The sequence below is a fragment of the Mycoplasma anserisalpingitidis genome (genome assembly GCF_007858495.1).
Classification (GTDB): domain Bacteria; phylum Bacillota_I; class Bacilli_A; order Mycoplasmatales; family Metamycoplasmataceae; genus Mycoplasmopsis; species Mycoplasmopsis anserisalpingitidis_A.
The window spans coordinates 256,478-269,026 of record NZ_CP041663.1 but is presented as its reverse complement, the minus strand read 5'-3'; the positions used below and the strand labels follow the sequence as shown (position 1 = coordinate 269,026).

Sequence of the window (12,549 nt, the reverse complement as noted above, 5' to 3'; positions counted from 1 at the left end):
TATGTATCAAAAAATTAAATTAAATGATATAGATGTGCAAAATGCTATTAATAATGAATTAGTTAGACAAGAAAATCATATTGAATTAATTGCTTCAGAAAACTACGCTTCAGAGGATGTTCTTAAAGCACAAGGTTCAGTTTTAACTAATAAATATGGTGAAGGTTATCCAGGAAAAAGATATTATGGTTCTTGTGAGAATGTAGATATTGTTGAATCTTTAGCAATCGAAAGATTAAAAAAACTTTTTAATGTAGAATATGCAAATGTTCAACCGTACTCTGGAAGTGTCGCTAATGCTGCAGCAATAGCCTCAGTTGTACCAAGTGGTGGAAAAATTATGGGTCTTTCGCTTGATTGTGGTGGTCATTTAACTCATGGGTACAAAATAAGCTTTAGTGGAATTTTCTATGAAGCAGTTTCTTATAAGTTAGATAAAAACGGTTTACTTGATTATGATGAAATTCTTAAGCAAGCCCAAATTGAAAAACCAGATTTAATTATTGCTGGTTACTCAGCGTATCCAAGAATTATAGATTTTGCTAAATTTAGAGAAATTTGTGATAAAGTTGGTGCTAAATTAATGGTTGATATTGCTCATATTGCTGGACTTATTGTTGCTGGAGTACATCCTTCACCAGTAGGTTATGCTGACATCATTACTTCAACAACTCACAAAACTCTTCGTGGAGCTCGTGGAGGGGTTATTATGACTAATAATCCAGAAATAGCTAAAAAAGTTGACCGTTGAGTTTTTCCTGGATATCAAGGCGGACCTCTTTTCCATGCTATTGCAGGTAAAGCCGTTGGTTTTTATGAGGCGTTACAACCAGGATTTAAAATTTATGGAGAAAATGTTGTAAAAAATTCAAAAAAATTTGCTCAATACTTTATAGACAAAGGGGTAAAAGTAATCTCTAATGGAACTGATAATCACTTATTTATGATTGATGTAAATTCAAGTTACAATATCACCGGTAGAGATGCTGAAGTTATTCTTGAAAAATTTAATATTACTATAAATAAAAACTCTATCCCTTTCGATACGCTTTCACCTACTTTGGCAAGTGGAATTAGACTAGGTACTGCAGCTATGACTTCAAGAGATTTTGATAAATGAGATGAATTGGCTGAAATAATTGATTATGTTTTATCTAACTACAATTTAATTGTAAACAATGATATTTCAATACAAACTAAAGTAGAAGAAATTATGCAAAAAGTACAAGAATTTACAAAAAACTATCCTATTAAAAAACAATATTTTTAAGCTATAATTACCGATTAATTTCGGTTTTTATTTTTTTAAAAAAATTAATTCACAATATTCAAAATTTTTGAAAAATTTATCAAAAAAGTTTTATAATCATTTTGCACTAATACATATGAAATCAAAAAAATTAACAGATAAAAAAACATTTTTTATAGTACATTTTACACTTATATTTACAATTATTTTAGCTTTAGTTATAGCTTCAGTCTTAACTAATAGCACATCCTTAATTTTTGGTTTTATAATTGGTGTCCTTGGTGTTTTTTTTATATTTTTAATGGATGATATTTTTTTACAAATAAGTCTATACAAAGGACGCAGAAGTGCAATTTCATTAATTGTTATTAAATTTGTGCTTAGTATTATTTTTATAATTATCTTAACATGAGTTTTGTTTTCAATTAATGCTAAATCAATTTACTTTTATGATGCTGAGTTAAATGATGTTATTAGTAGTAGAATTAATCTTTTTACTTATTTAGCAGGTTTAACAAGTATTTTTATAAGTATTATTATTGATTTTGTAGTTAAAAAAATAATAAAAAGAAAGAGGAAGGAGGGTCAGTGGATCAAATAATTAATGGTATCTGAAACACTTGAAATCAACCACAACTGTTATCACTTTTTGTGACCGTTTTAGTTTGTATTATAATCTCACTTGTGGTTTATTTCAAGGTTAAAAAAGTAAAACCGGATCAAGCACCAAAAGGTGTTGCATTAATTGCTGAAGCATATGTAAAGGGAATTGACAGTCAATATGAAAATACTGCTGGTGAAAAACTTCCAAAAGCAAAAGTTTATATTTTTACCCTAGGTACATTCCTTTTTATAGGTAACTGAGTTGTAATAATTGGTTTAGAACCAGTTGTAACTTCTTATTCAGTTACCCTAACATTGGGACTATCTACTTTTTTAGGTATTTATGTCGTTAAAATTGTTTATCAAAAATGACATATGCTTAAAAATTATATGAATCCTATGAATATTATCGGTGATTTTTCACCTCTAATTTCAATTAGTTTCCGTATTTATGGAAATATCATTGGTGGAGCAACCTTAATGTTCTTGATTTATAGTGTTTGTGGTTATGTATGGACATTAATACCTGGAATGTCAAATCACGAATGATATTTCTTTGCTCCATTTATCACACCTTTATTACACTTATATTTCGACTTGTTCGGGGGATTGATTCAAGCTTATGTATTCTCTTTACTAACCACAATTTACTGAGTTAGCGAAGCGGTAACACCCGAAAAGAAAACTAGAAAAAACAAAAAAATAATAAATACAAATCCGCAATTATATTAGGAGGAAAAAATGATATACGAGCCAATTATTAAATTAGCAGAAGAAACTGTAAATAACTCACAAAGTTCTTCAGGTAGAGGACTTGTAGCTATTGGTATTGGTATTACAATGATTGGGGTTATTGGTACAGGAGTTGGTCAAGGTTATGCTGCTGGAAAAGCAGCTGAAGCTGTTGGACGTAACCCTGAAGCAGAAGGAAAAATCCGTAACATGATGATTGTTGGTATGGCTATTTCTGAATCATCTGCTATTTATGCTTTAATTATTGCCTTTCTTTTATTATTCTTATTCAAATAATTATTATAAATGATGCAAAATATCGATTTAATCAATATACCACTAAAGGTATTACACGATAGTATTGACGCTCCAAATAATCTTGAAGAATCAATTTCAGAGCGTTTTGTAGGATTATTCCCTAATATTCCTATGATGATCGCAACTATAATTTCTTTTACACTTGCATTTATCTTTTTAACATTTTTTCTTTATAAACCAGTTAAGAAAATGTTAAAAGAAAGACATGATTTTATTCAAAGTAATATTGACGAATCAATCAAAGTTAAAGAAGAAGCAATTAATAAAACTAATGAAGCTAATAAACATTTACAAGACGCACATATTCAGGCTAATAAGATTGTTAATGATGCTAAAGTTAGATCTGAAAAAGTTATTATTGCTTATACTGCTAAAGCTAAATTAGATTCTAAAACTTTACTTGAAGAAGCTAAACTTGATATTAAAGCTCAAAAAAGAGAATTTAATGAACATGCTAAAGATAAAATTGCTACTTTAGCAATTGAATTAGCTGAAAAGATTGTTAAAAAAGAAATATCAAGAAAAAATCATGAAGAAATTATTGAAGATTTCCTTAAAAGCGATATTACAATCGAGGATCTTAAATAATGCTGCAAAAATCTAATCCTGTCGGATATGCTATTGCGTACTATGAAATAGCAAAAGAAAGCAATAAAATTAAAGAAGTTCATAATCAAATAAGTACATTTAAAGACATTCTTAATTTAAATAAAGAGATGTTAACTTTTCTTAACAATCCTGAAATTTTAAATGAAGAAAAATTTAAGTTTTTAGATGAAGTTTTTGCTGATTATGACAGAGATTTCATTAACTTAATTAAAGTTATGATTGAAAAAAGAAATGTGAATTTATTAGAAAAAGTTTTATCTCACTACTTAAAAATGTCTAATAATGAGCTTAACATTCGTTTTGCAAAAATTATTAGCGCTATGGAAATTAGTGATAAAACTCTTAAATTAATTAAAGAAAAACTAGAAAAATTCTACAATGGTGTAGTTGAAGTAAAAATTGAAATTAACCCAGATTTAATCAGTGGTTTTGAAATTCATATTGGTTCACAAATTATTAGTAGAAATGTTAGTTCAGATTTAATTAATTTTAAAAATTTTATAAATGAAGATAAGGAGGTTTAGATGGCTAACAGAATAGACGATATATCAGCAATAATTAAAGACCGTATTAAAAATTATGAATCTAAAACAAATTATGCTGAAGTCGGAAGAATCATTTCTATTGGTGATGGAATTGCTCTAGCTAATGGACTAGAAAAAGTTAAGAACTCTGAAATAGTTGTAATTAATAATGATGTTTACGGTTTAGCATTAAACCTTGAAGAAGAAGTTGTTGGAATTACCGTTTTTGGAAATGCTAACTCTATTAGTGAAGGTGATATAGTTAAACGTACTGGTGAAGTTATTTCAGTTAACGTTGGTGATGAATTACTTGGACGTGTAATTAACTCACTTGGTTTTCCTATCGATGGTAAAGGACCAATAGAATCAAAGAAAAAACGCGAAATATTCAAGGTTGCTCCTGGAGTTATGACTCGTAAAGAAGTTAACCAGCCGCTTGAAACTGGTATTTTGTCAATTGATTCGATGATCCCTATTGGTAAAGGTCAACGTGAATTAATTATTGGTGACCGTCAAACAGGTAAAACTGCTATTGCTATCGACACAATTATTAATCAAAAAGGTAAAGATGTTTATTGTGTTTATGTAGCGATTGGTCAAAAAAATTCAACTGTAGCTCAAATAGTTAAAAAACTTTCAGATTCAGGCGCACTTGAATACACAACAATCGTCGCTTCTAGTGCTAGTGAGTTAGCTCCTCAACAATATATCGCTCCTTATACTGGAGTTACCATTGCTGAAGAGTGAATGTCAAAAGGCAAAGATGTTTTGATTGTTTATGATGATCTTTCAAAACATGCGATAGCTTATAGAACACTTTCATTACTTCTTAGAAGACCACCAGGTCGTGAAGCTTACCCAGGAGATGTATTCTATCTACACTCACAATTACTTGAGCGTGCTGCTAGGGTAACTAAAGAATTTGGTGGTGGTTCAATTACTGCACTGCCAATTATTGAAACTCAACAAGGTGATATCTCGGCTTATATCCCAACTAATGTTATTTCCATAACTGATGGGCAAATTTTTACTAAAGAAAGTTTATTCAACTCTGGACAACGTCCAGCTGTTGATGTCGGTTTCTCGGTTAGCCGGGTAGGTTCATCAGCTCAAACTAAAGCCATGAAACGTGTAGTTGGATCACTTAAACTTGATTTAGCTCAATATAATGAAATGCAAGCATTCGCTCAATTTGGTTCAGACTTAGATGAGTCAACCAAAACCATTCTTGATCATGGTGCTAAAGTGTATGAATTACTTAAACAAGAACAATATTCACCGCTTACTCAAGCAGCTCAAACAGTATTGCTTCTAGGAGTTAAGGAAAGAATTATTAATCCACTTCCTAAAGAAAGTATTTCTACTTACAAAGAAGAAGTTATCAAATATATTGAACATCATCCAGATATCTTTAGCGAAATTTCAAATGAAACCGTTTTAACAGACGAGTTATATGAGAAAATTGCTTTTGATTTAGCTAGAATTGTAAAACAAATCATTCTAACAATCCCTAATTATGATCCAGTACTATACAAAAGTATTCCAGAAAAATATAATAAGGAAATATAATAATGCCGAATTTAAATGGTTTAAAAAATCGTATTTCCGTAGTTGCTAATACTAAAAAGATTACAAATGCTATGGAATTGGTTAGTGCATCTAAATTAAGAGTTATAAAGAAAGAATACGATAATATTCAAAATTATAAAAACTCACTTGAAAACACTTTTAGTGATATTATGGACCATATGAGTAAAGGAGAATTAGACACTCTTTTTCCCGTGGATAAATCAAATGAAAGTGAACTTTATATTATTATAACTAGTGATTTAGGTTTATGTGGATCATATAATTCAAATATTATAAACTTAGCTAGAACTAGAGTTAAAGAGAACGATAAATTAATTTTAATTGGAAATAAAGGAATTTCTCAAGCAAATAAATTAATTAAGAATAAAGATAATATTCTCAAGAGCTTTGCTGAAGTTGGAAATAAATTTTCTTATGAATTAGCTTCATTGATAGCTAGTGAATCATTTGATTTATACAAACAAAGCATCATCAGCAAAATTAATATTATTTATACTAAATTCATTAATAATGTTGTTCAAGAAGCTGAAATTAAAACATTATTCCCTTTAGAAATTAAAACAGATCATGTGAGCGTTCACACTGAAATTGAATTTGAACCTAGTGCTGAAGAAGTGCTTAAAAATGCAATTCCACTTTATTTAAGTAGCTTAATTTATGCATTAGGCGCAGCTTCAAAACTTTCAGAAATGGCTTCGCGTAGAAATGCGATGGAAAACGCTACTGATAATGCTCAAGAAATTGAACAGACTCTAATTTTAGAATACAATAGTACAAGACAAGGTTTAATCACACAAGAAATTACTGAGATAGTTTCTGGTGCTGATGCTACATAATAGGAGGATAAATGAAAAAGAATATTGGAACAGTTGTTCAAATATTAGGTCCAGTTGTTGATGTTCGTTTTACTCCAGGTAATTTACCAAAATTACTCAATGCTTTAGAAATAAAACACAACGGAGAAACTTACACACTTGAAGTTTCACAACACATGGGTGATGATACTGTTAGAACTATCGCTATGGTTTCAACTAATGGTTTAAGTAGAGGTATGGAAGTAATTGATACTGGCGCAGCTATTAGTGTTCCAGTTGGAAATAAAGTTCTTGGAAGAATGTTTGACGTTCTAGGAAATCCTATTGACAATATGGGAGAAATTAGTGACGTTGAACGTAATCCAATCCATGCTCCTGCTCCTTCGTACGAAGAACAAAAAACTACTTCAGAAATACTAGAGACAGGAATTAAAGTTATTGACTTATTAATTCCTTATGCTAAAGGTGGAAAAATTGGACTTTTCGGTGGAGCTGGGGTTGGTAAAACAGTTCTTGTTCAAGAGTTAATTAATAATATTGCAACTCAACACAGCGGACTTTCGGTTTTTGCTGGAGTTGGCGAACGTACTCGCGAAGGAAATGATTTATATCACGAGATGAAGGCCGCAGGTGTTTTAGATAAAACTGCTTTAGTTTTCGGTCAAATGAACGAACCTCCCGGGGCACGTATGAGAGTTGCTCTTACAGGTTTAACAATGGCTGAATATTTCAGAGATGAACAAAATCAAGATGTTCTTTTATTCATTGATAACATCTTTAGATTTACTCAAGCTGGTTCAGAGGTTTCAGCTTTACTTGGACGTATGCCTAGTGCTGTTGGATATCAACCTACTTTAGCCACAGAAATGGGTCAACTTCAAGAAAGAATTACTTCTACTAGACGTGGTTCAATTACTTCTGTACAAGCAGTTTACGTGCCTGCCGATGACTTAACTGACCCAGCGCCTGCTACAACTTTTACTCACCTTGATGCTAAAACTGTTTTAGACCGTAATATAGCAGCATTAGGTATTTATCCAGCGATCGATCCACTTGAAAGTTCATCGCGCCTTCTTGATCCATTGGTTATCGGACAAGAACACTACATGGTAGCTCAAGGAGTTATTGGTATTCTTCAAAGATTCAAAGAACTTCAAGATATTATTGCAATTCTTGGAATGGGTGAACTTTCTGAAGAAGACAAGAAAATTGTTGCTAGAGCTCGTAGAATCCGTAATTTTCTTTCTCAGCCATTTAACGTTGCTGAAAAATTCTCTGGTATCCCTGGTGAATTTGTTAAAGTTGAAGATACAATTAGAAGTTTTAAGGAAATACTTGAAGGTAAATATGATGAATATCCAGAAGATATTTTCCGTTATGCTGGAAGTATTGAACAAGTCAAAGAACGTTATAACAAGTTAAAAGAAGAAAAATAAAATGAAAACCATTAATTTAGTAATTACTACTCCTATTAAAGAAGTTTATAATGGACAAGTTGAAATTGTTACATTAAAAACTCCCAATGGTTTTATTGGTCTTCAAGCTAATCATGCTCCATTTTTCTCAAATATTGAACCTGGTAAATTAGAAATTAATAGTGACAAAAGCAAAAACTACGAAAAATACCTTGTAGGTAGTGGTCTAGTTTACTGCAATGGTTCAGAAATTAATGTTTTAACTGATGATATTCTGCTTTACGATGAAATTGATATTGAAAGAGCTAGAAGAGATCGTGAATACGCCTTAGAGTTACTAAAACAAGGTAATCATACTCCTTCAGATATGGCTAAGGTGGAATTAAAGCTTAAAAAAGCAATTTCTAAAATTGATGCTTATAACGAAACTCATAAATAATAAAAATAACGCTGTAAGATTTTTTTCTTACGAGCGTTTTTTATTTTAACCAATTGCAACATCACTTTCAATATAATTATAATGATTCTTATAATTGCGTTTTCTACCTCAAAGAAGTAATGTTGAACTAATTCCGAATTGACCAATAAACATTAGAATGATTAATGAAATTTTACTTGCAATATTAAATTGATTTACATCAATACCACTTGAAAGACCACAAGTTCCAAAAGCACTAGATGCAACAAATAAATAATCTGAGAAATCATTGTAATTAGACATTTCTGTTGTATTATAAGCTGGTGAGCTAGTCATACATATCAAGGTAATTATAAATACTAAAAGAATACTAATTACAAGAACTTGGGATGAGCGATAAATTGTTTCTTGAGGTATTGAACGCTTGAATATTCTAATATTTGGTAAACCGATCATTTTAGTAACAACACTAAGGATTATTATTGCAAAAGTAGTTGTTCTGATTCCACCACCGGTTGATGCAGGAGCAGCACCTATGAACATAAAAATAGAGTATATGATTGTATTTGCGCTAGTAAAATGATTGAAGTTAACAGTCGCAAAACCTGCAGATCTAGTGGATAAAATATTAAAGAATATTGCAAAAGTTTTATCTCAATCATCACCATAAAATGATTCACCATTATAAGTGTAGTTTCAAAAAGTATTAGGGTCCTTAGCAAAATACTCGAATAAAAATGTTATTAAAATACCAATAATAGCAGTTATTAAATAAGTAAATACAGATATTTTGGTAAAGATCGTAAAATTATATTTTCCTTTTTTTCTTTTTATTTTATGAGATATGAATTTACGAATGTCATATATAGTAGGATAACCCAAACCTCCAAGTAAAAATAGAATAATAAACATTATTTGAACAGGAAAATTTAAGTAATAAGGCATTAATGAATTAGGACCAATAATATCAAAACCTGCATTATTAATTGCGGATATTGAGTGAAATATACCGAATTTTAAACTAAGTAAAAAATTATTGTGTGGGTTATTAAATATTATCCCATTATCATTAAAATACTGTTTCATTCCTTCAGTTTGACTCGGTTCAACTAAATAGAAATATAATGTCAATATAAAAGAAAATACTACAATTGTTGATAAAAGAAATTTTAAGCTAACTATAACTAGTCTAGTTGTTTGTGAGACGTTATGAGAACCTCTTTCACTATTAACTAGATTTATTTCATTTAGGCTAATACTCTTTTTTCTAAAAAGTCAGTTGATTAAGAATAGTTTGAGTGAAAATACACCAATTCCACCTAACAGGAACAAAAGTGCGATTATTGCCTGACCGAATTCATTTCATTGGCTATAGGTCTGAACAGTTAAAATTCCAGTATCACTAAAAGAACTTGCTGTAGTGAAAATAGCATCAATAAAACTCACTCTTTTGTTCCCATTTGTTAAATTTTGAGTTATAGGACTATAAAGTAATATCGCTGATAAAAAAACTATCAGAATATAAACTACAAAAATTCATTTTTGTTGTGAAATATTTGATTTAAGTCAAGAAATTTTATCTAGAGATTTTTTAATAAAATTTTTCATATTTACCTTAATTATTATTCTATTATATTACTATTAATGATTTTAAGGTAAATAAAAAATAGCCGAAGCTATTTTATTTTGATTTATTTCATACTTCTTTCAAGTTGTGATTTTAAAGTCATTAACTTGTATTTTAATGAAGTTAGTAATTTTTGTTGTTCTTCACTTAATTTATCGAATGTTAATGATTTTAACATATCTAATTCTTCTTTATTTGAATTTAAGAATGTTTTAACTTGGAATTGTGCACTTTGGAGTGATGAAATTTTACTATTTAATGATGTTATTTTTTCTTTATTATTTTCAGCATCAGATTTAAGTGAATTTATTTCTGATTTATATTTGTTTAATACCGTATTTGATGAAGTTAATGTATTGTTTAATAAAACTTCGTATTGTTTAAGTGAATATAATTCATCAGCGTAATCTAAATATTGTGAATCTTTTACTAATTGATCAATAGAAGATTTGATTTCTAAATAATTAAGTGCAACTATATCGGCATAAATATTTGTTAATGCATTTTGATAAATTGATTTTAATTTGGTTCCAGCTGCTCTAATGAATTTTTGATTTAATTTGACTGCTCCAGTACCAGTTTCATTATTAGCATCTGCAACAATATTAATTGTTTTTTCTCAAATGCTTGCAATAAGTTGAACTACAGATAAATAATTACCTTCCTCAATATTAAGTGAACTATATATTAATCTTTCGCTAGAATCTGATTTTTCTAAAATTTGATTAATTTTTAGAACATTATCACTAGTTAAAATACTATCAATATAATTTTTAAATATCTTTGCTAATTTATCATCTTTTAATGATTTAATTAAGTGAATGCTTTCATTTAATTTTGCTTCTAATTTATTTAATTTTTGTAATCCTTCTTCTGAAGCAGAAGTTTTAACTTTATTTACCTTGTTTAAAATGTTTTGAAGTACAAATGGCAATGCATTAATATCAACTTGAATTGAATTAAAGTCATTTGATTTTTTGATTTCTTCAAAATTATGAATAAGTACTTTTTCTGAATTATTTGTTTCTTCTGAAGGTTCATCAATTGTAGGTTTATCTTGAGCTTCTAAATCTGCTTGAGTACCAACCTTTATAACAAAATCCTTAATTCCATCTAATTTAGAATATAACTTAAATCCTTTTTCAAGACTAAATTCTGCAACTGCTAATTGCTTGATGGTAATTGTTTTCTTTTCAGCATTAACTTCATACACAAATCTACCTGAAGCACTAGCATTCTTTTTGCTATTTTCACTATTAATGTATTGTTGGTTGTTTTTATCCATTAATACAACACCAATTTTTCCGGTATCACGTTTAACATTTTTGGTAAAGCTAAAGATTAGATTAATTTCATCTGAAAAAATATCGGTATTGAATACAATTTTTCTGTCATTATTTAGATAGAAGAAAAGATTTTTTTGATCAAAGTCAATTCTTTTTCTAGACTGAGAACTTAACAAATTAAAATCTTGTTCAGAAATATATTTTTTGAAAACTAAGTCGTTTTCGAATAAATATAATAATTTTTCAGCATCAGATAAACTTTCATATTTTTCTGGTAAATTAACTGATGGTTGAACAACTGTTTCATTTTTAGGTTTGTCTTGTTCAGAATCTGTTTTTTCTTCATTATTTGACTCACCAGTTTCTGGTTGATCTGGTGTTTCAGGATTAACTGGTGTACTTGGATTTTCTGGTGTAGTGTTTTCCGTATTATCTACAGGTTTTTTTGTAGATTGATCTACACTAATAACAAAATCTTTTTCAGTAGGTACTAGTAAAATAAGACCTTGATCAGGAATGTATTTATAAAGGGCAACACTTAAAATTGTAATTGTTTCATTTTCTTTGTCAACTTTGAACACTAATCTAGATGATGAACTTTTGGCATTTTCGGCTGTAGCACTTTCATCTGCGATTTCAAATCCTTTTTGCAATTCATCTCTGTAAGCAAATCCAACTTTGTTAGTTTCCTTCTTGAAGTTAATTGTAAAATCACCTAATTTTAATAATTCATCCGAAAATATACTTTCATTCAATGTTGCAGTATTTTTGTTAATACTGATTGTGGTTGATCCATCATTATTAATATAATGGTCAATTCTTCCTGTCTCTTTTCCTTCTTGATTAGAGAATTTTAAGAATTCTTGGTAAGAAATTTTCTTTTTGAATATTGAACCTGCATTAAATAATTCAATTATTTCAGAATATTTTACCGGCTGAGTTGAAGGTTTATTACCTTCAGTGTCTCCGGGTGTACTTGGATTTTCAGGTTTTGATGTTTCACCTGGATTTTTATCAACTGGTTTCTCATCTTCTTTTTGTCCACCGAAACATGATGCACTTAAAAGTGCTGGTGTAATTGTTGCAACAGGCAACACTAATTTTAATAATCTCAATTTCTTCTTCATAACATAATAATTATATGATTTTTATTATTAATTAAGAATTTTTAAAAATATTTTCATAATCATAATAAGAAAATATAGTAAAAAATAGATTGTTTTTCTTAAAATTGTAAATTTAGCTAAAAATAAATTTTGTGTAATTTTAATTAATACAAAGTTTAAGTAAAGGAAAACATACTATTTTACCTATAAATAAGATATTTTTAAATTACGAATGGAAATAATTAAAATTTAAGTTT

The 12,549-nt window shown here is 29.0% G+C and carries 12 protein-coding genes; 10 read left to right on the top strand and 2 right to left on the bottom strand.

From position 1 onward, the window contains the following. Window position 1 precedes the first annotated feature (1 nt). The 10 genes from glyA to atpC all read left to right on the top strand — a co-directional run bounded on the left by glyA (window position 2) and on the right by atpC (window position 8,294). The gene (gene glyA / locus FOY43_RS00990; RefSeq protein WP_146308712.1) at window positions 2–1,270 is read left to right on the top strand and encodes a serine hydroxymethyltransferase; all 1,269 of its coding nucleotides are present in this window, start codon (window positions 2–4) and stop codon (window positions 1,268–1,270) included. Between the two features lie 115 nt (window positions 1,271–1,385). Next, the gene (locus FOY43_RS00985) at window positions 1,386–1,850 is read left to right on the top strand and encodes a hypothetical protein (protein WP_146308711.1); all 465 of its coding nucleotides are present in this window, start codon (window positions 1,386–1,388) and stop codon (window positions 1,848–1,850) included. After that, entirely contained in the window at window positions 1,838–2,584 is a 747-nt protein-coding gene (locus FOY43_RS00980; protein WP_146308710.1) for a F0F1 ATP synthase subunit A, read from the top strand. The genes FOY43_RS00985 and FOY43_RS00980 overlap by 13 nt, the downstream gene beginning before the upstream one ends. A 9-nt stretch (window positions 2,585–2,593) precedes the next feature. After that, on the top strand, window positions 2,594–2,881 hold the full coding sequence (gene atpE / locus FOY43_RS00975; protein ID WP_146308709.1) for an ATP synthase F0 subunit C: 288 nt from the start codon (window positions 2,594–2,596) through the stop codon (window positions 2,879–2,881). A gap of 9 nt (window positions 2,882–2,890) precedes the next feature. Continuing rightward, the gene (gene atpF / locus FOY43_RS00970; RefSeq protein WP_236094574.1) at window positions 2,891–3,490 is read left to right on the top strand and encodes a F0F1 ATP synthase subunit B; all 600 of its coding nucleotides are present in this window, start codon (window positions 2,891–2,893) and stop codon (window positions 3,488–3,490) included. Then, entirely contained in the window at window positions 3,490–4,035 is a 546-nt protein-coding gene (atpH, locus tag FOY43_RS00965) for an ATP synthase F1 subunit delta (protein ID WP_146308708.1), read from the top strand. Before atpF ends, atpH begins: the two co-directional genes overlap by 1 nt. Next, window positions 4,036–5,604: a F0F1 ATP synthase subunit alpha gene (gene atpA / locus FOY43_RS00960; RefSeq protein ID WP_146308707.1), complete on the top strand. Its 1,569-nt coding sequence runs from the start codon at window positions 4,036–4,038 to the stop codon at window positions 5,602–5,604. A 2-nt stretch (window positions 5,605–5,606) separates the two neighbouring features. Further along, window positions 5,607–6,461, top strand: a complete 855-nt coding sequence (gene atpG / locus FOY43_RS00955) for an ATP synthase F1 subunit gamma (protein WP_146308706.1) — start codon at window positions 5,607–5,609, stop codon at window positions 6,459–6,461. 11 nt (window positions 6,462–6,472) lie between these two features. Further along, window positions 6,473–7,876: a F0F1 ATP synthase subunit beta gene (atpD, locus tag FOY43_RS00950; RefSeq protein WP_146308705.1), complete on the top strand. Its 1,404-nt coding sequence runs from the start codon at window positions 6,473–6,475 to the stop codon at window positions 7,874–7,876. Window position 7,877: 1 nt separating this feature from the next. Continuing rightward, a complete protein-coding gene (gene atpC, locus FOY43_RS00945) occupies window positions 7,878–8,294 on the top strand; it encodes an ATP synthase F1 subunit epsilon (protein ID WP_146308704.1) in 417 nt (138 codons plus the stop codon). 45 nt (window positions 8,295–8,339) lie between these two features. Here atpC and FOY43_RS00940 read toward each other — a convergent pair whose 3' ends face one another. Both FOY43_RS00940 and FOY43_RS00935 read right to left on the bottom strand, forming a co-directional pair. Further along, on the bottom strand, window positions 8,340–9,881 hold the full coding sequence (locus FOY43_RS00940) for a TrkH family potassium uptake protein (RefSeq protein ID WP_146308703.1): 1,542 nt from the start codon (window positions 9,879–9,881) through the stop codon (window positions 8,340–8,342). Window positions 9,882–9,964: 83 nt separating this feature from the next. Beyond that, window positions 9,965–12,313 (bottom strand): hypothetical protein, encoded by a 2,349-nt coding sequence (locus tag FOY43_RS00935; RefSeq protein WP_146308702.1) that lies wholly within the window; start codon window positions 12,311–12,313, stop codon window positions 9,965–9,967. Window positions 12,314–12,549 lie beyond the last annotated feature (236 nt).